Source organism: Sagittula sp. P11 (genome assembly GCF_002814095.1).
Lineage (GTDB): Bacteria > Pseudomonadota > Alphaproteobacteria > Rhodobacterales > Rhodobacteraceae > Sagittula.
On the sequence record NZ_CP021913.1, the window covers coordinates 607,887 to 632,506 of the forward strand.

The 24,620-nt window shown below is 63.9% G+C and carries 26 protein-coding genes; 16 read left to right on the forward strand and 10 right to left on the reverse strand.

Annotated features, from left to right (window positions below; translation table 11 throughout):
* Nucleotide 1: 1 nt before the first annotated feature.
* Nucleotides 2-535 carry a heme NO-binding domain-containing protein gene (locus CDO87_RS02920; protein ID WP_100927370.1) on the reverse strand — a complete coding sequence of 178 codons (534 nt, stop codon included), beginning with the start codon at nt 533-535 and terminating at the stop codon, nt 2-4.
* Nucleotides 536-661: 126 nt separating this feature from the next.
* Between CDO87_RS02920 and CDO87_RS02925 the strand changes: the two genes are divergently transcribed.
* A complete protein-coding gene (locus tag CDO87_RS02925; RefSeq protein WP_100927371.1) occupies nt 662-1,825 on the forward strand; it encodes an alpha-hydroxy acid oxidase in 1,164 nt (387 codons plus the stop codon).
* Between the two features lie 257 nt (nt 1,826-2,082).
* The gene (locus CDO87_RS02930; protein ID WP_100927372.1) at nt 2,083-2,982 is read left to right on the forward strand and encodes a hypothetical protein; all 900 of its coding nucleotides are present in this window, start codon (nt 2,083-2,085) and stop codon (nt 2,980-2,982) included.
* Between the two features lie 138 nt (nt 2,983-3,120).
* Here the strand turns inward: CDO87_RS02930 and CDO87_RS02935 are convergent, their stop codons facing one another.
* Together CDO87_RS02935 and CDO87_RS02940 are read right to left on the reverse strand one after the other, a co-directional pair.
* Entirely contained in the window at nt 3,121-3,372 is a 252-nt protein-coding gene (locus CDO87_RS02935) for a hypothetical protein (protein ID WP_100927373.1), read from the reverse strand.
* Nucleotides 3,369-3,575 (reverse strand): cold-shock protein, encoded by a 207-nt coding sequence (locus tag CDO87_RS02940; RefSeq protein ID WP_100927374.1) that lies wholly within the window; start codon nt 3,573-3,575, stop codon nt 3,369-3,371. The genes CDO87_RS02935 and CDO87_RS02940 overlap by 4 nt, the downstream gene beginning before the upstream one ends.
* A gap of 339 nt (nt 3,576-3,914) precedes the next feature.
* Between CDO87_RS02940 and CDO87_RS02945 the strand changes: the two genes are divergently transcribed.
* Nucleotides 3,915-5,714, forward strand: coding sequence for an ATP-binding protein (locus tag CDO87_RS02945; RefSeq protein ID WP_157814899.1), 1,800 nt, complete (start codon nt 3,915-3,917; stop codon nt 5,712-5,714).
* A 265-nt stretch (nt 5,715-5,979) separates the two neighbouring features.
* Nucleotides 5,980-6,609 (forward strand): 50S ribosomal protein L25/general stress protein Ctc, encoded by a 630-nt coding sequence (locus tag CDO87_RS02950; RefSeq protein WP_100927376.1) that lies wholly within the window; start codon nt 5,980-5,982, stop codon nt 6,607-6,609.
* 78 nt (nt 6,610-6,687) lie between these two features.
* Here the strand turns inward: CDO87_RS02950 and CDO87_RS02955 are convergent, their stop codons facing one another.
* Nucleotides 6,688-6,999 carry an antibiotic biosynthesis monooxygenase gene (locus tag CDO87_RS02955; RefSeq protein WP_100927377.1) on the reverse strand — a complete coding sequence of 104 codons (312 nt, stop codon included), beginning with the start codon at nt 6,997-6,999 and terminating at the stop codon, nt 6,688-6,690.
* Between the two features lie 71 nt (nt 7,000-7,070).
* On the opposite strand from CDO87_RS02955, the gene pth reads away from it, so the two are divergent.
* Genes pth through CDO87_RS02970 form a run of 3 tightly spaced genes read left to right on the forward strand, consistent with a single transcriptional unit; the run spans nt 7,071 to nt 9,306 of the window.
* A complete protein-coding gene (gene pth, locus CDO87_RS02960) occupies nt 7,071-7,757 on the forward strand; it encodes an aminoacyl-tRNA hydrolase (RefSeq protein ID WP_100927378.1) in 687 nt (228 codons plus the stop codon).
* Nucleotides 7,757-8,920, forward strand: a complete 1,164-nt coding sequence (locus CDO87_RS02965) for a serine hydrolase (RefSeq protein WP_100927379.1) — start codon at nt 7,757-7,759, stop codon at nt 8,918-8,920. Before pth ends, CDO87_RS02965 begins: the two co-directional genes overlap by 1 nt.
* Nucleotides 8,917-9,306: a DUF2237 family protein gene (locus CDO87_RS02970; RefSeq protein ID WP_100927380.1), complete on the forward strand. Its 390-nt coding sequence runs from the start codon at nt 8,917-8,919 to the stop codon at nt 9,304-9,306. Before CDO87_RS02965 ends, CDO87_RS02970 begins: the two co-directional genes overlap by 4 nt.
* A 176-nt stretch (nt 9,307-9,482) precedes the next feature.
* On the opposite strand, the gene CDO87_RS02975 is transcribed toward CDO87_RS02970, so the two are convergent.
* The 6 genes from CDO87_RS02975 to CDO87_RS03000 all read right to left on the reverse strand — a co-directional run bounded on the left by CDO87_RS02975 (nt 9,483) and on the right by CDO87_RS03000 (nt 14,499).
* Entirely contained in the window at nt 9,483-10,010 is a 528-nt protein-coding gene (locus CDO87_RS02975; RefSeq protein WP_306418221.1) for a LuxR C-terminal-related transcriptional regulator, read from the reverse strand.
* Nucleotides 10,007-10,546 (reverse strand): PepSY domain-containing protein, encoded by a 540-nt coding sequence (locus CDO87_RS02980; RefSeq protein WP_157814900.1) that lies wholly within the window; start codon nt 10,544-10,546, stop codon nt 10,007-10,009. The genes CDO87_RS02975 and CDO87_RS02980 overlap by 4 nt, the downstream gene beginning before the upstream one ends.
* Before the next feature lie 292 nt (nt 10,547-10,838).
* On the reverse strand, nt 10,839-12,059 hold the full coding sequence (trpB, locus tag CDO87_RS02985; RefSeq protein WP_100927383.1) for a tryptophan synthase subunit beta: 1,221 nt from the start codon (nt 12,057-12,059) through the stop codon (nt 10,839-10,841).
* A 64-nt stretch (nt 12,060-12,123) separates the two neighbouring features.
* Nucleotides 12,124-13,449, reverse strand: a complete 1,326-nt coding sequence (locus CDO87_RS02990) for an MATE family efflux transporter (RefSeq protein WP_100927384.1) — start codon at nt 13,447-13,449, stop codon at nt 12,124-12,126.
* An 88-nt stretch (nt 13,450-13,537) separates the two neighbouring features.
* Nucleotides 13,538-14,050 carry a PaaI family thioesterase gene (locus CDO87_RS02995; protein ID WP_100927385.1) on the reverse strand — a complete coding sequence of 171 codons (513 nt, stop codon included), beginning with the start codon at nt 14,048-14,050 and terminating at the stop codon, nt 13,538-13,540.
* Nucleotides 14,047-14,499 carry a PaaI family thioesterase gene (locus tag CDO87_RS03000; protein WP_100927386.1) on the reverse strand — a complete coding sequence of 151 codons (453 nt, stop codon included), beginning with the start codon at nt 14,497-14,499 and terminating at the stop codon, nt 14,047-14,049. Before CDO87_RS03000 ends, CDO87_RS02995 begins: the two co-directional genes overlap by 4 nt.
* A gap of 128 nt (nt 14,500-14,627) precedes the next feature.
* On the opposite strand from CDO87_RS03000, the gene CDO87_RS03005 reads away from it, so the two are divergent.
* From CDO87_RS03005 to CDO87_RS03045, 9 genes are all read left to right on the forward strand, one after another.
* A complete protein-coding gene (locus tag CDO87_RS03005; RefSeq protein WP_100927387.1) occupies nt 14,628-14,999 on the forward strand; it encodes a MerR family DNA-binding transcriptional regulator in 372 nt (123 codons plus the stop codon).
* A gap of 239 nt (nt 15,000-15,238) precedes the next feature.
* Nucleotides 15,239-15,643, forward strand: a complete 405-nt coding sequence (locus CDO87_RS03010) for a MerR family DNA-binding transcriptional regulator (RefSeq protein ID WP_100927388.1) — start codon at nt 15,239-15,241, stop codon at nt 15,641-15,643.
* Nucleotides 15,644-15,699: 56 nt separating this feature from the next.
* On the forward strand, nt 15,700-17,481 hold the full coding sequence (locus CDO87_RS03015; protein ID WP_100927389.1) for an acyl-CoA dehydrogenase C-terminal domain-containing protein: 1,782 nt from the start codon (nt 15,700-15,702) through the stop codon (nt 17,479-17,481).
* A 42-nt stretch (nt 17,482-17,523) separates the two neighbouring features.
* Complete coding sequence (locus CDO87_RS03020) at nt 17,524-17,736, forward strand: hypothetical protein (protein ID WP_100927390.1); 213 nt, start codon at nt 17,524-17,526, stop codon at nt 17,734-17,736.
* A gap of 81 nt (nt 17,737-17,817) precedes the next feature.
* On the forward strand, nt 17,818-18,951 hold the full coding sequence (locus tag CDO87_RS03025; protein ID WP_100927391.1) for an acyl-CoA dehydrogenase family protein: 1,134 nt from the start codon (nt 17,818-17,820) through the stop codon (nt 18,949-18,951).
* A gap of 320 nt (nt 18,952-19,271) precedes the next feature.
* Complete coding sequence (locus CDO87_RS03030; protein ID WP_100927392.1) at nt 19,272-19,910, forward strand: glutathione S-transferase family protein; 639 nt, start codon at nt 19,272-19,274, stop codon at nt 19,908-19,910.
* A 146-nt stretch (nt 19,911-20,056) separates the two neighbouring features.
* The gene (locus CDO87_RS03035; RefSeq protein WP_100927393.1) at nt 20,057-21,268 is read left to right on the forward strand and encodes an acetyl-CoA C-acetyltransferase; all 1,212 of its coding nucleotides are present in this window, start codon (nt 20,057-20,059) and stop codon (nt 21,266-21,268) included.
* Nucleotides 21,269-21,381: 113 nt separating this feature from the next.
* On the forward strand, nt 21,382-22,308 hold the full coding sequence (locus CDO87_RS27480; RefSeq protein WP_100927394.1) for a cupin domain-containing protein: 927 nt from the start codon (nt 21,382-21,384) through the stop codon (nt 22,306-22,308).
* Between the two features lie 60 nt (nt 22,309-22,368).
* Complete coding sequence (locus CDO87_RS03045) at nt 22,369-24,567, forward strand: 3-hydroxyacyl-CoA dehydrogenase NAD-binding domain-containing protein (protein ID WP_100927395.1); 2,199 nt, start codon at nt 22,369-22,371, stop codon at nt 24,565-24,567.
* The last annotated feature ends 53 nt before the right edge of the window (nt 24,568-24,620 follow it).

Genomic DNA, 24,620 nt, shown 5'->3' on the forward strand with positions numbered 1-24,620 from the left:
GCTACCGCTCCACCGCCACGTCGAACACCGCCTCGCCGTCCGAGACCCGCGCCACGCCGACCCTGAGCGGTGTGCCGTAATGCGCCCCGCAGGCGTGGATCATCCCCTCGCAGAAGGCCACCAGCGGGCGCGGCGAGACGTAGCGCATCCGCAGCCCCTCCCCCTGCCACGTGGTTTCGAACCGCGGCAGTTCGGCATCCGGGTAAAGCTTGCGCACCTCGACGTGCACCTCCGTCTCGACCGACTGAAGCAGGTCCAGCGGACCGTCCTTCGCCGCGAAGACGTCGGGATAAAGCTCCGTGAAGCGGGTGTGCATCCACGCCCCGAAACGCCGTTGCAGGTCTTCCGCCGCAAGACCCGTCCGCCCCGACAGCGCCGTGACGATCGCCAGAAGCTCCGAACAGGGGTAGTTGCCCACGCGGCTGTAGGCACCGCCCGATGCGAGCGCCAGATCGTCAAGAACCTCGTCCACCGCCGCCTCTCCGACGACGCCCTCTGCCATGGCCAGCAGCTCCGTGAACACGATCCCCTTCATCCGATCCTCCCGGCATCACGCGGGCGGAGCCTAGCTGCGGCCGGTGAAGACGGGCTTAAGCCCCTTGCCACGCAATTCCCCGATTGGTAACCAACTCTTACCAAAATCAGCGGAAAAGAGGTCCCCATGCCCGTCATCACCAACATCGAGGACCTCAAGCGCGTCTACCGCCGCCGCGTGCCGAAGATGTTCTATGACTACTGCGAATCCGGGTCGTGGTCGGAACAGACCTTCCGCGAGAACGTCTCGGACTTCGACGACATCTACCTGCGCCAGCGCGTCGCCATCGACATGGCCAACCGTTCGACGAAGACGCAGATGATCGGGCAGGACGTGGCAATGCCCGTGGCGCTCGCCCCGGTCGGGCTGACCGGCATGCAGAACGCCGACGGCGAGATCAAGGCGGCCCGCGCCGCCGAGGCCTTCGGGGTGCCCTACTGCCTGTCCACCATGTCGATCTGTTCCATCGAGGACGTGGCCTCGCACACCTCGAAACCCTTCTGGATGCAGGTCTACACCCTGAAGGACGACGACTACATGCAGCGGCTCTTCGACCGGGCGAAGGCGGCGAAATGTTCGGCCGCCGTCATCACCGTCGACCTGCAGCTTCTGGGCCAGCGCCACAAGGACCTGAAGAACGGCCTCTCGGCCCCGCCGAAGCTGACGCCGAAGTCCGTGGCCAACATGATGACCAAGGTGCCGTGGGGGCTGGAAATGCTCCAGACCAAGCGCCGCTTCTTCGGCAACATCGTGGGCCATGCCAAGGGGGTCACCGATCCCTCGTCGCTGACCACCTGGACCGCCGAAAGCTTCGACCAGTCGCTGAACTGGGACCGTATCCGCGAATTCCGCAAGATGTGGGACGGGCCGCTCATCATCAAGGGCATCATCGACCCGCGCGATGCGCTGGAGGCCTGCAACGTCGGTGCCGACGCCATCGTGGTGTCGAACCACGGCGGCCGGCAGCTTGACGGCGCGCTGTCATCCATCCGCGCGCTGGAACCGATCCTCGACGCCGTGGGCGACCGGATCGAGGTGCATCTCGATTCAGGTGTCCGCTCCGGTCAGGACGTGCTGAAGGCGGTGGCCATGGGCGCCAAGGGCTGCTGGATCGGCCGCGCCTACGTCTACGGGCTGGGCGCCATGGGCCAGGCCGGCGTCACCAAGGCGCTGGAGGTCATCCACAAGGAACTCGACACCTCCATGGCGCTCTGCGGGCACCGCGACATCAACACCGTCGACCGCGACATCCTCATGGTCCCGCGCGGCTTCTCCGGCGACTGGGCCTGACATCCGGGCTGCGGCGGCGGCGCGTTACGGGCGCGCCGCCCCGGCCATTGTTTCCCGCCTCACACCAGTCCCGCGGCGGAACATCGTTAACCGCCGAAGTTGGCATCGAAACAATCCGTTTCCAAATGCGCCGCCTTGGTTTTGCCTCAATCTGACGTAATTGCCGAATTGCTGCCGTATTCTCCCCTGCGCGAGCCGCATCTAGCCGCGCTTTCGCCAAAATGTGCCCATTCCGGCCATATTTCAGGGAGACTTCAATGCCAGACCCCAAGGTATTCAACTACACGATGGACGGGCTGTCCTATTCGGTCACCGTCTACGAAGAGGACGGAAAGATCCTCGCCGACATCGAGATGCTCGAAGGCTCGATGGACGTGAACGCCGTCTACTTCGGTGACGACGACTATTCCGGCTCCAGCACATCGCTTGGCGGCCCGCTCAACATGAACGGCGCGCAGTACGACGGCGAGAAGGTGCAATGGGACGGCGCCTCCTACGTCAGCGACCCCGGCCTCGGGCCCGACGCCGACGAGAAGGAAAGCTACATCCACGCCGGTGACACGCTGACCCTCGAACTCGACGCCGACAGCCTCGACGACATCGACATCTTCGGCATCCGCGCCACCTCCACCACGACCGACGCCGGCTCCATCAAGGCCGTCTCCGGCGATCCCGAGGAACCGGAAGAGCCCGAGGACCCCGATGAGCCGACCTTCGACAAGGTCCTCTTCGGCACCGAGGTGGACGAAGCCGGCAACGTGATCGACGGCGTCACCCTCACCGCGCTCGACGATCCGGCCTACGGCATCCAGCTCCCCGAGGGGACCGAGCCCACCTTCGACAACTACCTCGCCTTCTTCGACGAGGAGGTCGAGGGCTACGACGTGGAGTCCCTCGAAACCATCCGCTTCTTCACCACCAGCCCCGAAGGCTGGGCGGTCCAGATCGGAGAGCTCCCCGCCCCCGAGGACGGCTGGACCAGCGTCGACGACGTGCTCGAGGACTACGACGCCCTGGTCGATTCCGGCGCCTTCGATACCGAAGACCCCGGCGCCGAGGGCCTGAGCCTGATCGCCGCGCTCAGCACCGGCGACGAGGAAGAGGACGCCCCCGTCGAAGAAGAGCCCGAACCCGAAGCGGAGATGGACCTCGTCTGACCGCCGCGCGGCCCGGGGCGGCGCAACACCCCCGCCCCCAACACGGACCCGCAAACGAAAAAACCCCGGCCAGCGCCGCAACGCTCCGGCCGGGGCACGTGCACCCTGACGCATCCGCCCGCAGACGCGGGCCCCGGATCAGCCCTTGCCGCCCGTGCCGTCCGTTCCGCCATCGCTCTCCTGGGCGAGGCGCGCGGCCCGCAGCGCGGCGGTCTTCTCGTCCCGCTTCCGCGTCTCCGTGTCGATCAGCTCCTTGGCGACCTCCGAGGTCTTCTCCATCGCGGTCTTCGGATGCGGCTTCACCGCCTTGAACGCCGATTCAAGACGTGTGCGGCGCGCGTCGGCCGTTTCCGCGCGCGCCTTCATCATGTCTCCGAACGTCGGCTTCACGCCAGTTCCACGTCCTTGGCGGATTCGCGACCGTCGCGACCCTCCTCGATCTCGAACGTCAGAGCCTGGCCGTCTTCCACGGTCCGCAGCCCCGCCCGTTCGAGCGCCGAGATGTGCAGGAACACGTCCTTGCTCCCGCCCTCAGGCTGGATGAAGCCGAAGCCCTTGTTTGCATTGAACCATTTCACGGTGCCTTTGGCCATCGTGGGTCTCCCTCATGTGTGCTGCCCGCAGAATGCGACAGCCCGGCCGGTCAGATCGAGAAGCAGACTGAGGCCGGTGAAGGAGACAGGTGCGGTCGGAATAACGTAGCCTTCTACAGATAAGCCTCGGAGGCGGGTTTGCAAGGGGGGGGGGGGGGGGCGTGAAGACAATTGTCGGCACGACTACAACCATCTGTCGATTGAAAACCACCAACGAGACAAGAAAGTCAACCAATCCAATTTATACCGGACAGTCCCACTGGCGCCCCGGATCGTCGATAAAAGTTGCGAGATTCTTCAAAATTCGCTTATCTTTCAAGTGAAACGGAGGGCGCCACCTTGCATGATCTGAAGATAATCGACGCATACCTTTCCATTCCAGCGGGAATTGAGTTTAAAGTTCCCAAATTTACAGTCATAATTGGGCAAAACGGTAGCGGAAAATCTCACCTTTTACAAGCACTATCAGGATTACACAGCCGATCAAAAAACACAGGCAACCCTCGAGCAGTTCAAATTCGTTTAGGCGCCCTGACTAAATTCGGGAACAGACCTTATGATGTCGCAAGAATTTTTGAAGACCTCAAGAGACAGTCATCCTGGATCAAGATAGCCCTCAAGACATTCGCACTCGACGACATCGGAAGCATGGAAGAGAGATTGAAAGAAACCGAATTCGAAAGAGGTCAATACCTAGACGAAAGGGGCGCGATAGAATTCCTTATCAAAGCGCATGAATTAGGATTTGATCTGTCAAAACCGACACCTTATATAGCAGGGTTACTCACGCCAATTTCCAAGCTATCAGAAACATCCCTATTGAACCTGAAAGACGTGGACCTAAAGTCATTGTTTTTTGAATACAAAACAAGACAAAGTCACAACGATTTTGTCGCCTATCAGTTTCAGAGCGGAAAGAATCCATTCAAACCGCTTTCGGAAATCGAATTTAAAGAATTCTTTGGGCCCTCGCCTTGGGAGTCCCTTAATGACACGCTTGAGCAATTAGGCCTGCCCTATGAATTTCAAGAGCCACCCGACCCGTTGGATTTCGATGACTACAAAATAGAACTACTTCACAAAAGCAAAGGAATTGGTGTTGAACCATCATCCCTATCATCTGGGGAACTAACACTCCTTTCGATCTCCACTCTTATGAATATCTTGCCCGCCACTGGAAATAAAGATCTTATCCTGCTTTTTGATGAACCCGACGCCAGCCTGCATCCATCAAATTGCAAAACTCTCGTAAAATTAATCCGCGAGTCTTTAGTAGGGAAGCACGGATACTCAGCCATTGTAACCACTCACTCCCCAACAACTGTGGCAATTTGCCCTGAAGACTCAATATATGAAATGAATGCTTTAAGCAGGACACCTGAAAAAATAGAACAACAAAAGGCGCTAGATGTGCTGACCGAAGGCGTTGACGAGTTCCGAATTTCTACAAAAAACATCCGCCAGATTTACACTGAGGGAGCCGATCCTGAAATCTACCAACAGCTATTTTTTTGCCTCAACAGAGCGAAGCCCTTCAACTACCGGGCCGTGTTCCCCCAGACCGGAGGAAGAGCGAACCGAGAGACGGTCGTCAACATTGTTAAACTATTGAACGACGCCGGGAACGATTTAGCGAAAGGAGTCACAGACTGGGACACAGTTGAAACAAGACTAATTGCACCAAACGTTGAAATCCTTGGAGGCAATAGGTACTCCTTGGAAAACTACATCCTTGATCCGATTTACGTAGCCTTGGCGACACGCGCGCCAAACTCAAACAGGCCTTTCTCTAATTTAGATTTAAATTGGGAGATCGGGCTTTCAGAGATTTTCGCAATGAAGGGGAAAGACCTTCAAGCGCTTTCCGATTCGGTTCTACAAAGATGCGAGATCGATCCAGAACATGAAACTGAATGCTTGCTGGAAAACGGAGAAAGCGTCAAACTCCCAAATAAATTTTTAAAACTAAAAGGCCACACATGGTCTCATGCATTAGTAAAGCACTTTGGCAACGAACTAAAACGGTTCACTAATAGCGATCCTCATTACGACAAGCTGATGCCTCTACTGATGAAGACAATCCGCGATTTTCCCGCATTCTTATCGGTCGACATTCGTTACACGTTTGACAAATTTTAAAAATCCCCGTCGGCCGGCCCGCACGCACAGCGTGTTGGGCCGCGGTCCAAAAACCAAACGTAGCAATGAGCGCACAATATGCCATTAACCCATTGTTAACAAAAGGAGGTTTCGCCGCGAAACCTCCCTCCCGGCACCGAGCCTTCATCCGGGGCCCCGTGGGCTCCAGATAAGCCTTGCCAAATCCCCCGATCCGCGCTACCCGCACGACCTCACGCGGGGTGACAGCCTTGGAGGCACCCCGCCCTAACTTATGGAGAAACAAATGGCTGGTGAGATTCCGGATCTTCAGGCCCAGGAACGCACGGGGACGGGCAAGGGCGCCGCTCGCGCCGCACGCCGTGACGGCATGGTTCCTGGCATCGTGTTTGGTGGCGACAAAGAGCCCCTGCCGATCAACATCCCCTTCAACGTGCTGCTGAAGCGCCTCAAGCAGGGCCGCTTCAAGTCGACCCTCTTCAACCTGCAGGTCGAAGGCCACGAGGACGTCCGCGTCATCTGCCGCGACGTGCAGCGCGATATCGTGAAGGACCTTCCGACCCACGTCGACTTCATGCGCCTGCGCCGCACCTCGAAGGTGAACCTCTTCATTCCCGTCGAATTCCTCAACGAAGAGACCGCCCCCGGCATTCGCAAGGGCGGCGTCCTGACCGTCGTGCGTCCGGAAGTCGAGCTGGTCGTGACCGCCGGCGAGATCCCGGAGAAGGTCGTGGTCGACCTCGGCGGCATGCAGATCGGCGACATCGTTCACATCAACGACGTCACCCTCCCCGAGGGCACGAAGGCCACCATCGACCGGAACTTCGTCATCGCCAACATCTCGGCACCGTCGGGCCTCAAGGCCTCCGACGACGCGGATGAAGCGGCCGAAGAGACCGAAGAAGCCGAAGCCTGACACCGGCCCCGCGGCGACCCGTTTCGCCGCGAACCCGAACGCCAGAGCCCCCGCCCGCAAGCGGGGGCTTTTTCGTGCCTATTCCAGCACCTGCACCGCCTCGAAGATCTCCAGCTCCGGCGGCCCGAGGTACATCCCCGTCGACGCCTTCGCCCCGCCGTGCGCCTTGCGGAAGGCCTCCGACTTCGTCCACGCCACGAAGCTCGCCTCGTCCTCCCACACCGTGTGCGAGGCATAGAGGACATGGTCCTCCCGCTCCGGCCCCTTCATCAGCGCGAAGCTCCGGAAACCCGGCACCTCCTTCAGATGGCTGTCGCGGCTGGTCCACATCTCCTCGAAGGCTGCGGCCTGCGCGGGCACGACCTTGAACCGGTTCATCGTCAGATACATCGCTCAACCCCTTGGTAATTCAACGCTCATTGGTCTAGATAGGGTCAGCGAACCAGCCTGCGGAGGGGCACGTGCAGATTTTCGTTGGCCTCGGCAACCCCGGGGCGAAATACGCCGCCAACCGGCACAACATCGGCTTCATGGCGATGGACCGGATCGCCGAGGACCATGGCTTCGGCCCGTGGAAGTCGAAATTCCAGGGCCAGATCGCCGAAGGGCGGCTGGGCGGCGACAAGGTGATCCTGCTGAAGCCCGAGACCTTCATGAACCTCTCCGGCCAGTCGGTGGGCGAGGCCATGCGGTTCTACAAGCTGGAGCCGGGCGACATCACGGTGTTCCACGATGAACTGGACCTCGCCCCTGGTAAATGCCGGGTCAAGATGGCGGGCGGTCATGCCGGGCACAACGGGCTGCGCTCGATTCACGGCCATATCGGCGAGGCCTACCGCCGCGTCCGGCTGGGCATCGGGCATCCGGGCCGCAAGGAACTGGTGGCGGCCTACGTGCTGCACGATTTCCACAAGGCCGATCAGGAGTGGCTGGACGACCTGCTGCGCGGCATCTCGGACGGGGCGCCGCAACTGGCCGATGGCGACGCGGGCAAGTTTCAGAACGCCGTGGCGCTCAGGACAGCGCCGCCGCGGTCCTCCGGCAGTGCCGCCAAGAAGGATGAAGCGCCCGCCGCAAAGCCCGATCCCGACACGGAAAAACCCGACGCGCGCAGCCCCCTGCAGCGGCTGGCCGACAAGTTCCGGTGATGCGCCGGCTCATCAGACGCACCGGGCAGATCCTGGCGGTGCTGCTGCTGATCCTCGCCGCCCTCGCGGCGTGGAAACACGAAGAGATCAAACGTCTGCGCGCGGTCACCACGCTCTTCGACGAGGACAGGATCGTCCATAATTTCAGCCACATGGATGCGCTTTTCGAAAGCACCCCCATGCCGGTCCCTGCCCCGCCGGAGCCTCTGCCCCCCGGCCCTGCGCTGAGCATGCCCGCCGACTGGGACGACTGGCTGGCGCGCCGCGCCGTGACCGGCGTCGTGGTGCTGAAGGACGGCAAACGTGTACACGAGGACTACCGGCTGGGCACGCAGCAGTCGGACCAGCGCATTTCCTGGTCTGTGGCCAAATCCTATTTGTCCGGGCTTGTCGGCATCCTGCTGGCCGAGGGTCATGTGGACAGCCTGGACGACCTCGTGACGCGCTACGTGCCCGAACTGGAGGGCAGCGCCTATGAGGGTGTGACGATCCGCAACGTGTTGCAGATGACCTCCGGCGTGACCTTCGACGAGGATTACCTCGATTTCTGGAGCGACATCAACAAGATGGGGCGCGTCCTTGCGCTTGGCGGCTCGATGGACGATTTTGCCGCCGGGTTGTCGGAGCGCGACGGCCCCGCAGGCGAGCTTTGGCACTACGTGTCGATCGACACCCATGTGCTGGGCATGGTGGTGCGCGGCGCGACGGGGCGGTCTCTGCCCGACCTGATGGCGGAAAAGCTGCTGGTGCCGATGGGGACATATGGCACGCCCTATTACCTGACAGACGGTTACGGCGTGGCCTTCGCGTTGGGTGGCCTGAACGTCACCACGCGCGACTACGCCCGCATGGGCGAGATGTTCCGCCTTGGCGGCGTCCTGCAGGGCCGTCAGATCGTGCCGCAGGACTGGGTCGAGGAGAGCACGGCCGCCTCTGCCCCGACCGAGGCAGGCAAGCTGCGCTACGGCTACCAGTGGTGGATCCCGGCGGACGCACGTAAAGGTGAATTCATTGCGCGTGGCGTTTACGGCCAATACGTCTATGTCGACCGTCAGAGCCAGACCGTCGTGGCCATCAACGCCGCCGACAGGAATTTTCGCGACGCCGATGCCTTCGACGACGCGCTGGCCATGTTCCGGCAAATCGCGGGAGGGACGAGATGATTCAGAAAGACAAGGAAATCAACGTACTGGGGGAGCCTCTGGCGGCCTGCTCCAACGAACCGCTGACCGGCTTCTTTCGTGACGGGCACTGCAACACCTGCGCGGAGGACCGCGGCAGCCACACCGTCTGCGCCGTGATGACGGCGGAATTCCTCGCCTATTCGAAATACGTGGGCAACGACCTGTCTACCCCGCGCCCCGAATTCCGCTTTGCGGGCCTGAAGCCCGGCGACGCCTGGTGCCTCTGCGCGGGGCGGTTCTTGCAAGCCCATGACGAGGGTTGCGCGCCGAAGGTCAACCTGGCCGCCACGCACGCCCGCGCGCTGGACATCGTGCCGCTGGACGTGCTGGAAGCGCACCGCACCGATGGTCCGGAAAAGGGTTGAGGATAACCTCTCAACCCCTTGGCATTGCTGTGGGAAGCGTTGGTTTTGACGGGTGTGCCGTGGCGATGACCTGAAGATCTTGCTTTTTTGCGATGTTATAGGGGCCGGTGAAGTCATTCCCTAGGGCCGTCCTGTCGTATACACGATCAATCCCCAAGGTTATCCACAGGGAATGGTCAGGCGGCTTTCGGTGTCTGTTCCACGAAAAGCTCCTCGATGAACAGGCTGAGGAGCTGCGCCCTGCCCGACACGGAGGCCTTGCGGTAGATCGCATTGGTCTGCGCCTTTACGGTGCCCTCGGACGTCTGGCGCATCGCGGCGATTTCCCCGGTCGACAGCCCCTTGATCAGGAACATCGCCACGTCACGCTCTGCCGGGGAGAGCGACCATTCGGTGAAGCGTTCCTCGATCACTTCCATGAGCGCGCCCGAGGCCAGCCTGAGCCGCGATTCCGCGTCGGCCTGGCGCAGCATCGCGCTGCGCAGGAGCACACCGCTGGCGATCACCCCGAGCAGCAGGCCGAGAATGGCGCCGATCTCGATCAGCTCCATCAGCGCCCAGGAGACGGGGTTGTACTGCAGGCCGAGGAGCGAGGCGAGCACGTCCCACAGCAGAAAGCTGCCGCAAACGAGTTGCAGCAGCAGGAGCAGAGCGAAGACGGGCCAGACCTTCACGAGGCGCGGAATGCGTGTATGAGCATTCACGCAGTTTGGCGCTTGCTCGTCGAATGGTCGAGAGAAGACTGATCGTCTTTGCCGCCGCCGTTGGATTTGCCGGACGAATTCCCCTTGTCGGACTTGTCCTTGCCGTTTCCGGACCCGCCAGACGAATTGCCGCCGGAAGAATTCCCGCCGGAGTTGTTGTTGCCGGAAGAGTTGGAGGATTTGCCGGAGCTGTTGCCCGATCCGCCGCTGGCGGAGGACGAGCTGCCGGCACCCGATGCATTGTTGGCGGCCTGCGGCGTGGTGGTGCGGGACTTCGGCGCGGCGCTGTCTTCGCGGCCGCTGTGGTAGTCGCGCAGGATCGCCCCGGTGGAGGGGTTCAGCACGATTTCCCGGTCGCCGGACTTGCCGGTGGCGGTCACCCTGATCCGCCCGAGCAGCGTGCGCTGGACGCGGATTTCCCCGTAGTTCTCGGCGCGCAGGCGCTCGACGATCTGATCGACCGCCGACTGGGCCAGTGCCGCCGTGCCGGACAGGAGCATGGCGGCGATGAGCGGGGCGAGGACGAGGCGTTTCACGAACGGTCTCCAGAAATTGCAGTCCGTGTCGGTACGGACGGACATGTCTGCGCCGACATCGCGGATGTTCTGAAAGTCGACACGGCGGGGCGCCGCAAACACTGCCATCTTACCGAGCTTGCCGCACGCGGAGCAGGTGTTGGGGACATTACTTCGCGTCACGATAAGACAACATGCGCCCCGCCGTATCTGCATCCGACATGGTACAGCGCTGGCGGAATGACAATAAACTCCCGGAAAAGCGGCATAAACCTGAGTTTAGCACCGCTTTTCCGGAAGGCTTCGCAAAGTGTTATCCCATATCAACGCCAAGATGCTTGGCGACGGTGAAGATGTCCTTGTCGCCGCGGCCACAGAGGTTCATGCAGATGATGTGATCCTTAGGAAGCTCCGGCGCGATCTTCATCACATGGGCCAAGGCGTGGGACGGTTCGAGCGCGGGGATGATTCCCTCCGTCTCGCAGCACAGCTGGAACGCCTCCAGCGCCTCCTTGTCGGTGATCGCGACGTATTGCGCGCGGCCGATCTCGTGCAGCCAGGCGTGTTCCGGCCCGATGCCCGGGTAATCGAGACCCGCGGAGATCGAGAACCCTTCGAGGATCTGCCCGTCGTCGTCCTGAAGCAGGTAGGTGCGGTTGCCGTGCAGAACGCCCGGACGTCCGCCCGTCAGGGAGGCGCAGTGCTCCATCTTGTCGTTCACGCCCTTGCCGCCGGCCTCGACCCCGATGATCGAGACCTCCTTGTCGTCGAGGAACGGGTAGAACAGCCCCATGGCGTTGGAGCCGCCGCCGATGGCGGCGATGATGGTGTCGGGCAGACGGCCCTCGGCCTCCATCATCTGTTCCTTGGCTTCCTTGCCGATGATCGCCTGGAAGTCGCGGACCATCGCCGGATACGGGTGCGGGCCGGCCACGGTGCCGATGCAGTAGAAGGTGTCGCGCACGTTGGTCACCCAGTCGCGCAGCGCGTCGTTCATCGCGTCCTTCAGCGTGCCGCGGCCGGAGGTCACGGGAATCACCTCGGCGCCCAGCAGCTTCATCCGGAAGACGTTGGGCTGCTGGCGTTCGACGTCATGCGCGCCCATGTAGACCACGCATTTCAGGCCGAACTTGGCGCAGACGGTGGCGGTGGCCACGCCGTGCTGCCCTGCCCCGGTTTCCGCGATGATCCGGGTCTTGCCCATGCGTCGGGCGAGGATGATCTGGCCCAGCACGTTGTTGATCTTGTGCGCGCCGGTGTGGTTCAGCTCGTCGCGCTTCATGTAGACCTTGGCGCCACCCAGACGCTCGGTCATCCGTTCCGCGAAGTAGAGAGGCGACGGACGGCCGACGTAATGCTTCCAGAGGAAGTCCATCTCGGACCAGAAGCTGTCGTCGGTCTTGGCCTTCTCGTACTCTTCCTCAAGCGAGAGGATGAGCGGCATAAGCGTTTCCGACACGAAGCGCCCGCCGAAGATGCCGAAGCGGCCCTTCTCGTCCGGGCCGGTCATGAAACTGTTAACGAGATCGTCCATAACGCCTCTCCTCATGTGTGTGCATGGGCTGAATAGGGCATTTGGACGGCCTTGGCGAGAGCGGTCAGGCGCGCGCGGCGGCCCTTTCCAGCGCCGGATAGCGCAGTCCGAGGGTCAGCCCGCGAGCGGCAAAGGCCACGAGCAGCGACAGCCACAGCCCGTGATTCTCCATCGGCCCGATCAGGAGGAAGACGCTGGCGAAGTAGCATGCCGCCGAGATCACCATCATGTTGCGCATGTCGCCGGTGCGGGTGGCACCGATGAAGATCCCGTCGAGCATCCATGACGCCAGACCGACCAGCGGCGCGGCGACCATCCACGGCAGGTAGGAACGCGCGGCCTCGCGCACCGCGGAGTCGGCGGCCATGGCGTCGATGATGAACCCGCCGAGCAGCGCGAAGCCCAGTGCGAAGATGACATTGCAGATCAGCCCCCAGAGGCTGGTCATCAGCGCGGCGCGGCGGACGCGGTCGATGGCCCGGGCACCCACCGCCTGCCCCACCAGCGCCTCCGCCGCGAAGGCGAAGCCGTCGAGCGCATAGGCCATGATGTGCAGGAACTGCAGCAGCACCTGGTTTGCGGCAAGCGTCACGTCGCCGAACCGCCCGCCCAGCAGCAGGAAGGAGACGAAGATCGATTCCAGCATCAGCGAGCGGATCAGGATGTCGGTGTTGACCACCGCCATGCGCTTCAGCTTCACGCGGTCGAAGACGCGGTCCCAGTCGCGCCATGACGGCACGCGGAAGGCGGCACGGCAGAGGAAAAGTCCCATTGCGAGACCGGACCATTCGGCGATGAAGGTCGCGGTGGCCACGCCGGTGACGCCCCAGCCCAGCGACAGCACGAACCACAGATCGAGGGCGACGTTGATGCCGTTCATCCAGAGCTGCAGCAGGAAGACGTCGCGGGTCCGCTCCTGCGCGATCAACCAGCCGTTGATACCGTAAATGGCGATGGCGGCGGGCGCGGACCAGATGCGGATGCTCATGTAGTCGCGGGCGAGCGCCTCGACCTCGGCGCTGGCGGGCGAGACGGCGAAGGCCACGCGGTAGACCAACGCCTGCAGCACGATCAGCGCGAGCCCCCCGGCGAGGCCGATCATCAGGGCGCGGGTCAGGAGGGCGGCGACCTCGGCGCGGTTGCCCTCTCCGGCGGCCTGCGCGGTCAGCCCGGCGGTGCCCATCCGGAGGAAGCCGAAGAGCCAGTAGATGGCGGTCAGGACGACGCTGCCGACACCCACGGCGGCGATCGGTTCGGGCGACGGGATCTGCCCGACGACGCCGGTGTCGACCGCGCCCAGCAGCGGCACGGTGACGTTGGCCAGAAGGATCGGCAGGGCAATCTTCAGGACCCGCCCATTGGTGATCGGTGCAAAAGCGGGTGAGGTCATGCCGTTTTCCTTCGGGACTTGCACCGCTGTTTGAAACGATGCCGCCGGGAGGTCAAGGCGGTGGGGGGCGCGTGCCGGGGCGCGCGGGTCAGCCCTGCTGGCCGCGCGGCATCAGGAAATGCGCGGTGGCCTGCGCGAAGGGCCGGTCGCGGTTGTCCTGCCATGCCTCGGCCTGGACAGAGGCGTAGCGCCGGCCGGAGCGGGTGACGCGGGCGCGGCCGTAGGCGTCGCGCGGCAGGCCCGAGCGCAGGTAATCGACGGTGAAGTCGATGGTCTTGGGCAGGCGCGGCAACTGACCCGAGGCCATGGCGTCGAGGTCCAGCGCGCCGGATTCGAGGTCGCCCCAGAGCCAGGTCCAGTTGAGCGTGACCATGGCGGTGACTTCGAGGAAGGCCGCCGTCACGCCGCCGTGGATCGCCTGCAGGAAGGGGTTGCCGATCAGGTCCTCGCGGAAGGGCAGCACGGCGGTCAGCTCGTCGCCGCGGCGGTCGAATGTGACGCCGAGGTAGGCGATGTAGGGCACGCCGGAGACCAGCGCCGAAAGGGCCGCGTCGCGGCGCTGCTTGACCACCTGGACGGGTTCGGGGGCGGCACGGTTCATGTCATGTCTCCGCGGTCTTTGGTGTTGGGCGCCTGTTCGACGGTGAAGGTCCCCGTGGCGGCGGCCACCGGGCGGTCGGTGTCGTCGTCGCAGGCGGTGGCGCGGATGAAGGCGACGGAGCGCGTGATATGGTAACACTCGGCCCGCGCGGTGATGGTCTGGCCCGGGGTCGCGGGGCGCATGTAGTCGATGCGCAGGCTGATCGTCGCGGTGCCGGCGGGGGCACGCGGGTGGCTCATGACGGCGGCGCCCGAGCAGGTGTCCATCAGCGCCGAGACCGCGCCGCCGTGGATCACCCCGCTTTCCGGATCGCCGATGAAGCGGCTGTCGTAGGGCATTTCGATCACCGCGACGCCTTCGCCGATGTCGACGATGTGCATGCCGAGCGCCTTCGAATGTGGGATCGTCTCGATGAATTGCCGCGCGATGCGGGCCTTGTCGACGGTCATGCTGGGACTCCTGCGGCGGGTTGGGGCGGACGGTGCCATGCCGCTCAAAAAGGGTCAATCGGCGGGCCAATCTTGCCAGACGCAACGCTGCGGCATAGCTTTTCCCGGTACGAGCTGGAGAGAGTGGGATGGGCAACGTGCGATTGAGCTTCAAGGAGATGTGCGCGAAGTTCGATGTCACGCCGCGTACCCTGCGGTATTACGAGTACATCGAACTGCTCTCGCCGGAGCGCGAGGGACGCTCGCGTTTCTACGGTGCGCGGGAAATCGCCCGCATGACGCTGATCCTGCGCGGGCGCAAGTTCGGCTTCCCGCTGGAGGACATCCGGCAGTGGCTGACCATCTACGAGCAGGACGGAAACCAGGCGCAGATGCGCGCATGGGTTGTACTGGCGGACAAGCAGCTCAAGGAACTCGAAGAGCAGAAACAGCAGATCGAGGAAGCGCTCACCGAACTCAAAGCGCTTCGGGACGAAACTGCGCAGTCGCTCGGTTCGTGACAAACTCCTTTGTCCGGGCGCTTTGAGCGTTCTTCTTATGCGGGTAAGGTTTACCTTACCCAACGTCCGCGTGATCCATGTAACAAAATTGCTATGTGTACGCCGGGCCCGTGCAGGAAGTTACGTCAGTTACCATGTGACGCAGCGTATGAGTTACGTCACCGAAATTTCCCATTGTAAGAATGGATCGAAATCCGCACCTCGGGCGTCTCTTCTATGAGAAACCGAGGAAAGCGGACATGACCGAAGACAAACTGATGACCATTAGGGAGATGTGCGACGCCTACGAGGTGACCCCCCGGACCCTGCGTTTCTATGAGCAGAAAGAGCTTCTGGCCCCCATCCGGGAAGGACAGAAGCGGCTCTACACGAAACGCGAACGGGCACGCCTCGTGCTGATTCTGCGCGGCAAGCGCTTCGGGTTCAGCCTTGAGGACATTCGCCAGCTCCTGGACCTGTACGAACTGGGCGACCAGCAGCGCACGCAGCTGGAAAAGGCCTACGAAATTGCCGAAGCGCGGCTGGACGAGATGATCCGGCAACGCGACGACCTCGACAGCGCGATCGTCGAGCTGAAGGAACAGATGAAGTGGGGCGAGAAGATGCTCGGCTCCATGGAAGAGAAGAAGGCGGCGGCAGAGTAGATGTCCCGCTGAACCACCGGCGCGCCGACACGCGCGCAGGATCAAGGGAGAGAGACATGCCGACATACAATGCCCCCGTGAAGGACCAGATGTTCGTTCTGAACGACGTCCTGAAGATCGGCACGGCGGACATACCGGGATACGAGGACCTGGACAGGGATACTGTCCAAGCGATCCTGGACGAGGCGGGAAAGGTCGCACGCGACGTGCTGGCTCCGCTGAACGTGGTCGGCGATACAGAAGGATGCGTCCTCGAAAACGGCGTGGTGCGCACGCCGAAGGGTTTCAAGGACGCGTTCGACCAGGTGCGGGAGGGCGGCTGGACGGCGCTCGACTGCGATCCGGAATTCGGCGGTCAGGGCCTGCCCTACGTGGTCGCCACGGCAGTGGGCGAGCAGTTCTCGGCCGCGAACATGGCTTTCAACATGTACCAGGGGCTCACTCACGGCGCCTATTCGGCCATCCACACTCACGGGACCGACGACCAGAAAGCCACGTTCCTGCCGCGCATGGTGACCTGTGAATGGACCGGCACCATGAACCTGACGGAGCCGCATTGCGGCACCGACCTCGGCCTGATGCGCACCAAGGCGGAGCCGCAGGACGACGGCACCTACAGGATCACCGGGCAGAAGATCTTCATCTCTGCCGGCGACCACGACATGTCCGACAACGTCGTGCACCTCGTGCTGGCGAAGATACCCGGCGGCCCCGACGGCATCAAGGGCGTGTCGCTGTTCATCGTGCCGAAGTTCCTCGTGAACGAGGACGGCAGCCTCGGCGACCGCAACGAGGTCTCGGTCGGCAAGATCGAGGAGAAGATGGGCATCCACGGCAACTCCACCTGCGTCATGAACTACGACGGCGCGACGGGCTACCTGCTGGGTGAGGCGCACAAGGGGATGCGCGCCATGTTCACCATGATGAACGAGGCGCGGATGGGCGTGGGCCTGCAGGGCTATGCGCAGGCCGACGTGGCCTACCAGAACGCGCTCGAGTACGCCAAGGACCGGCTTCAGGGCCGCGACGTGACGGGGGCAAAGAACCCGGACGGCCCCGCCGATCCGCTGATCGTGCATCCCGACATCCGCCGTTCGCTGATGGACCAGAAGTCCTTTGTCGAGGGCGCGCGCGCCTTCGTCTACTGGGGCGCGTCGATGATCGACCGCGCGCACCGCAACTCGGACAAGGACGCGGACGGGCTGATCTCGCTGATGACGCCGGTCATCAAGGGCTTCCTGACCGACCGCGGCTTCGACATGTGCATCCAGGCGCAGCAGGTCTACGGCGGCCACGGCTACATCGAGGAATGGGGCATGTCGCAGTTCGCCCGCGACGCCCGGATCGCGATGATCTACGAAGGTGCGAACGGCGTGCAGGCGCTGGACCTCGTGGGCCGCAAGCTGGCGCAGGACGGCGGCAAGCACGTCATGGCCTTCTTCGACATGGTGAAGTCCTACATCGCCGAGGCGAAGGGCAAGGACGAGGCCTTCGACAAGGCCTTCCTGGAGCCGCTGAAGGCCGCCTCGAAGGACCTGCAGGGTGCGGGCATGTACTTCATGCAGAACGGCATGAAGAACCCGAACGCTGCGCTGTCGGGGTCCTATGACTTCATGCACCTCTTCGGGCATGTCTGCCTTGGTCTGATGTGGGCGAAGATGGCGGAGGCCGCGACCGAGGTGCTGGCCTCGGGTGCGGGGGATGCCGAATTCCTCAAGGCGAAGATCGACACGGGTCGCTACTACATGGCGCGGCAGCTGCCGATGACCGCGACGCACCTGAAGCGGATCGAGAGCGGCGCGGACCCGGTGATGGCGCTTGAGGCGGACGCCTTTTGAGAGGAAGGTGGGGTATAACCCCACCCTACTCCGGAGGAGCCCGTGCCCAAACGCTTTCGCCTGACCCGACGCTTCCCGGTGGCCATGACGGAAGACGGCTACCGCAGGCTGAGGGCCTTCGCGCAGGAGGCCGGGCTGGATGAGGGAGAGGCGCTGTCCTTTCTCTTCGAACACTTCGAGAGCGTCACGGACGAACATGCGCTGGCCCATCGCCTGCGCCTGTTCAACGCCGAGCTGGAGGCCCGCAAGCGATGAGCCCCGCGCGGCGTCCGTGCCATGGCGGGCGGCCCGTCCGCGGACCGCGCCGCACCGCCTGAACAGGATGGAAGACTGCTGATGACCTGGATGACCGACGAACACGCCATGCTGGCGGAGATGACGCGAAAGTTCATCGAGACCGAGTGGCAGCCGCTGTACGACAAGTGGCGCAAGCAGGGCCAGATGGACCGCGAGACCTGGACGCAGGCGGGCGAGCTCGGCCTGCTCTGCCCCTCGGTGCCGGAGGAATACGGCGGCGCGGGCGGCGACTTCGGCCACGAGGCGGTGATCCTGATCGAGGCGGCGCGCGCCAACCTCGCCTCCTGGGGGCATGGCATCCACTCGGGCATCGTGGCGCATTACATCCTGGCCTACGGTACGGAAGAGCAGAAGGTGCGCTGGCTGCCGAAGATGGTGACCGGCGAGCTGGTGGGCGCGCTGGCGATGACCGAACCCTCGGGCGGCTCGGACGTGCAGAACCTGAAGACCCGGGCGGTGCGTGACGGCAACGCCTACCGGCTGTCGGGGCAGAAGACCTTCATCACCAACGGCCAGCACGCCAACCTGATCGTGGTGGCGGCCAAGACCGACCCGTCGCAGGGGTCGAAGGGCACCTCGCTGATGGTGGTGGAGACCGATGGCGCGGAGGGATTCACCCGCGGCCGCAACCTCGAGAAGATCGGCTGCCATGCTGCGGACACCTCGGAGCTGTTCTTCGACAACGTGGAATTGCCGCCCGAGAACCTGCTGGGCGGCGAGGAAGGCCAGGGGTTCTACCAGATGATGAAGCAGCTCCCGCAGGAGCGGCTGATCATCGGCTGCGGCGCGGTGGGTGCGATGGAGGGCGCGGTGGCGCGTACCATCGCCTACTGCAAGGAACGCGAGGCCTTCGGCGGCCCGCTGACCCAGTTCCAGAACACCCGCTTCAAGCTGGCGGAATGCGCCACCAAGACGAAGGTGGCGCGCGCCTTCCTCGACAGCTGCATGGTCCAGCACCTGAAGGGCGAACTGACCGTCGAAACGGCTGCCATGGCGAAATACTGGCTGTCGGACACGCAGGGCGAGGTGCTGGACGAATGCCTGCAACTGCACGGCGGCTACGGCTACATGCAGGAATACGCGGTGGCCGAGATGTGGACGGACGCCCGGGTGCAGCGCATCTACGGCGGCACGAACGAGATCATGAAGGAACTGATCGCGCGCGCCCTCTGACGGAGGGGCGCGTGGCGAGGGAGGAATTCGAGTATTTGGAAAGCAGAGAAACAGGAAGGTCGCACATCGGAACCCCGCTCCGGGGCGGCGGTCGACCTTCCTGCCTTGCCTGCGCCTTTGGCGAGATGCAGGGCTTCTCCGCTTGCGGTCATCGGCTCTCCAGCCTGTACCGCCACATGAGGATCGGGCATCGGAGTTAACGCCCGCTTACCAGGGAAGCGCCCTTGTGCTTCTTTGCTTCGAAAATACTCCACGGGGGTCCGGGGGTGTGAAACCCCCGGTCCTGCAAGGGACACAGGCGCTTTGGGAGGTGCTGCGATATGACGATGACACTCTACTGCTTTGGCGAGTCGGGCCATTCCTACAAGGCGGCGCTGGCGCTGCAGCTGGCGGGGCTGGACTGGCGACCGCAGCAGGTCGATTTCTTCGGCGGCGAGACGCGCGGGGCGGCCTACCGCGCCGAGGTCAACGAGATGGGCGAATGCCCGGTGCTGGTGGACGGCGAGGTGAAGCTGAGCCAGTCGGGGGTGATCCAGCAGTATCTGTCGGACACCTACGGGCATTTCGGCGGCACGACGCCGGAGGAGAAGCGCGAGGTGCTGCGGTGGGTCTTGTGGGACAACCACAAGCTCTCGTCCATGGCCGGGATGACGCGGTTCCTGATGAACTTCCTGCCCGAGGACAAGCGCCCGGCGGAGGTGATCGCCTTCAACCAGGGGCGGCTCAAGTCGGCCTATGGCATCCTCGACGCGCATCTGAAGGGGCGTGACTGGATCGTGGGCGACGGGCCGACCAATGCGGACCTTACCTGCTGCGGTTACCTCTATTACCCGGAGCCCTTCGGCTTCGACCGGGGCGACTGGCCGGAGATCGACCGCTGGCTGGGCAACATCCAGGGCCTCGACGGCTGGAAGGCGCCTTACGACCTGATGCCGGGTTCTCCGGCGGACCGGGCCTGAGCCATGCGCCGGGCGGCGGGAATGGCAGGTTGGCAGGGCCGTGCGGGCCGGGATCTCCCGGCTGGCACGGGCAGGACCTGCCTGACGGCGCCGGCCGCCCTGGTGGCACGAAATTCGAAATACACGACGATGAAAGGACGGGTCTCATGACCGAAGCCTATATCTATGACGCCGTGCGCACGCCGCGCGGCAAGGGACGCAAGGACGGCGCGCTGCACGAGGTGACCTCGCTGCGTCTTTCGGCGCAGGTTTTGAACGCGGTGAAGGAGCGCAACGGGCTCGACGGCCATGCCGTTGAGGACGTGATCTGGGGCAACGTCACGCAGGTCGGCGAACAGGGCGGCTGCCTCGCACGCTCGGCGGTGCTGGCTTCCGATCTCGACGAGTCGATCCCCGGCCTCGCCATCAACCGGTTCTGCGCCAGCGGGCTGGAGGCGGTGAACCTCGCCGCCAACCAGGTCAAGGGCGGCGCCGGATCGGCCTATATCGCCGGCGGCGTGGAGATGATGGGCCGCGTGGCCATGGGCTCGGACGGGGCGGCGATTGCCGTCGATCCCAGCCTTGCCATGGACCGCTACTTCGTCCCGCAGGGCATCAGCGCCGACATCATCGCGACGGAATACGGCTTCTCGCGCGATGACGCGGACGCACTGGCAGTGGAGAGCCAGCGGCGCGCGGCGGCGGCCTGGGAGGACAACCGCTTCGAAAAGTCCGTGGTGACGGTGCGCGACGTGAACGGCCTGCCGATCCTCGACCGGGACGAATACATGCGCCCCGGCACCGACATGCAGAGCCTCGGTGCGCTGAAGCCGTCGTTCAAGGACATGGGCGAGGTCATGCCGGGCTTCGACGCGGTTGCGCTGATGAAGTACCCGCATCTGGAGCGGATCAACCACATCCACCACGCGGGCAACTCCTCGGGGATCGTCGACGGCTCGGCCGCCGTTCTGATCGGCAACAAGGCGTTCGGCGAACAGTACGGGCTGAAGCCGCGGGCAAAGATCCGGGCGACCTGCAAGATCGGCACCGATCCGACCATCATGCTGACCGGCCCGGTTCCGGCGACGGAAAAGATCCTGAAGGACGCGGGCATGTCGATCGGCGACATCGACCTCTTCGAGGTGAACGAGGCCTTCGCCAGCGTGGTGCTGCGCTTCATGCAGGCGTTCGACGTGCCGGACGACAAGGTGAACGTGAACGGCGGCTCCATCGCCATGGGCCACCCGCTGGGCGCGACCGGGGCGATCATCCTGGGTACCCTGCTGGACGAGCTCGAGCGCACCGGCAAGGGCACCGGGCTGGCCACGCTGTGCATCGCCTCGGGCATGGGGGCGGCGACGATCATCGAACGGGTGTGATCGCTTCGCTTTGCGCGAACCGGGTTTCCGTTGCGCCACCGGGCCGTGTATGACGGCTGCAGGATGTCCCGCCGGCACAGGCGGGACGGCAAGACTGGAAGAAGGAAGGCAGAATGCCGAAGATCAACTTGGAGAGCGTTCCTGCGCGGACCGGGTCGGGGTATCCCGCGCCCTACGACGCGCAGGTGGCCGGCCGCAGCGTGCAGCGGCTGGGCGATGCCGGCGGCCTGTCGCAGTTCGGCGCGAACCTCGTGCGGCTGGCGCCCGGGTCGATGTCCTCGCTGCGTCACTGGCACGTCCGCCAGGACGAGTTCATGATGATGACCGAGGGCGAGCTGGTGCTGGTCGAGGACAACGGCGAGACGGTGTTGCATCCGGGCGACTGCTGCGCCTTCCCCGCCGGGGTCGAGAACGGCCATCACCTGGTGAACCGTTCGGACAGCGAGGCGGCCTTCCTCGTGATCGGCACCCGGACGGAGCGGGAGACCGGCTGGTATACGGACGTCGATCTGAAGGTCGAGGTCACGGACGGCCAGATGCGTTTCACCCGTCGCGACGGGTCGTCGCTCGGGCAGGATGCGGGCACCCCGCAGCCGGTGAAGGGAGAGATCTTCGCCGAGCTGGGCAGGCGGCTGACCAAGGCGCTGCTGACCGGGGATTTCGAGCTGTACAAGACGGTCTTCCACCTGCCGCTGAGCGTCTACCCGCGCGCGGGCGACCCCTACACGCTGAGCACGGAGGCGGAGCTGCGCCAGGATTTCGACCTCTACCACGCGGCGGTGAAGGAGCAGGGCATCGACGACATCCGGCGCGACGTGGTCCGCATCCTGCGGCCCGATCCGGAAAGCAAGGTGGTCGAGGCGGAGATGCACTTTGTGAGCGGTACGGAAGAGATCGTGGAGCCCTTCGTGACCACCTTCCGGCTGGAGAAGCACGGTCCCGGCTGGCGGATCGCGCGGATCATCAGCTCGCTCGGACACATCAGCTGGACCCGGGGACAGTCCCGGATCCGCGAGAACCTGAAATTCGAACTGGACTGAAGGCGCGGGCGTCCTGCCCGGCCCGGTCCCTACACTGACTAGACAAGAGGCGGAGACAACATGACCGATTTCACCAGTGCGACGGACGCCGACGGCGTCGCGGTCATCACATGGGACGTGCCCGGCAAGTCGATGAACGTGCTGAGCCTTGAAGGGCTGGAGGAACTTGACGGGCTGGTGGATGCCGCCCTCGCCGACGAGGCCGTGAAGGGCATCGTCATCACCTCCGGCAAGGACACCTTTGCCGGCGGCATGGACCTCAACATCATTGCCAAGATGAAGGACATGGTGGGCGACGACCCGGCCAAGGGCCTTTTCGAGGGCGTGATGCGGATGCACGGCGTGCTGCGCAAGATCGAACGCGCGGGCATGGATGCGAAGACCAACAAGGGTGGCAAGCCCATCGCGGCCGCCCTGCCCGGCACGGCGCTGGGGATCGGGCTCGAACTGCCTCTCGCCACGCACCGGATCTTTGCCGCCGACAACCCGAAGGCCAAGATCGGCCTGCCGGAGATCATGGTCGGCATCTTCCCCGGCGCGGGCGGCACGACGCGGCTGGTTCGCAAGATGGGCGCGATGGCGGCCTCTCCCTTCCTGCTGGAGGGCAAGCTGTCCGCCCCGGCCAAAGCGAAATCGGCAGGCATCATCGACGAGGTGGTCGAGGATCCGCTGGCCGCGGCGAAGGCATGGGTGCTGAACGCCAAGGACGCCGACATCCTGAAGCCCTGGGACGCGAAGGGCTACAAGATGCCCGGCGGCGCGCCCTATCACCCGGCGGGCTTCATGACCTTCGTCGGCGCCTCGGCCATGGTGAACGGCAAGACCAAGGGCGTCTACCCGGCGGCCAAGGCGCTGCTGTCGGCGGTCTATGAAGGCGCGCTGGTGCCCTTCGACACCGCGCTGAAGATCGAGGCGCGCTGGTTCACCAACGTCCTGATGAACCCGTCGTCGGGCGCGATGATCCGGTCGCTCTTCATCAACAAGGAAGCGCTTGAGAAGGGCGCGGTGCGTCCCGAGGGCGTGCCGGACCAGCGAGTGAAGAAGGTCGGCGTGCTGGGCGCGGGCATGATGGGCGCGGGCATCGCGATGGTCAGCGCGCAGGCGGGCATCGAGGTGGTGCTGATCGACCAGAAGCAGGAGGCCGCCGACCGCGGCAAGGCCTACACCGAAAGCTTCATGGACAAGGGCATCGCGAAGAAGAAGGCGACGCCCGAGAAGAAGGAAGAGGTGCTGGGCCGGATCACCGCGACCACGGATTACTCCGCTTTGGCCGATGCCGACCTGATCATCGAGGCGGTCTTCGAGGACCCGAAGGTCAAGGCCGAGGTGACGAAGGCGGTCGACGCGGTGACCTCCGATGACTGCATCTTTGCCACCAACACTTCCACCCTGCCGATCTCGGAGTTGGCGAAGGCGTCGAAGAACCCGGAGCAGTTCATTGGCATCCACTTCTTCTCGCCCGTCGAGAAGATGATGCTGGTGGAGATCATCCGGGGCAAGGAAACCGGCGACCGCGCGGTGGCCAAGGCGCTGGACTACGTGCGCCAGATCCGCAAGACGCCGATCGTCGTGAACGACGCGCGCTTCTTCTACGCCAACCGCTGCATCATCCCCTACATCAACGAGGGCATCCGGATGGTGAAGGAGGGTGTCTCCCCTGCCCTGATCGAGAATGCCGCGAAGCTGGTGGGCATGCCGCTGGGGCCGCTGCAACTGGTGGACGAGACCTCCATCGACCTCGGTGCCAAGATCGCGCGGGCGACGCGGGCGGCGATGGGCGATGCCTATCCCGATGGCGAAGTCGACGAGGTCATCTTCTGGATGGAGGAACAGGGCCGTCTGGGGCGCAAGGCCAAGGCCGGGTTCTACGACTACGACGACTCGGGCAAGCGGCAGGGCCTGTCGGAGACCGTGAAGGCGAAGTACCCTGAGGCGGAGGACCAGCCTTCCCTGACCGACGTCCAGCACCGTCTGCTGTTCGTGCAGTCGCTCGAGGCCGTCCGCGCGCTGGAAGACGGCGTGCTGATGGACATCCGCGAGGGCGACGTGGGCGCGATCCTCGGCTGGGGCTTTGCGCCGTGGTCGGGCGGCCCGCTGAGCTGGCTCGACATGCTGGGCGCGGCTTATGCGGCCGAACGCTGCGACGGCCTGGAAGAGGCCTACGGTCCCCGGTTCCACTGCCCGGACCTGCTGCGCGACATGGCCTCCAAGGGCCAGAGCTTCTACGGCCGTTTCGGAACGCAGGCCGAAGCCGCCTGATGCGTGTTCCCGCCCGCGCCCTGCAACCGGGGTGCGGGCGATTTTCGCGTGGA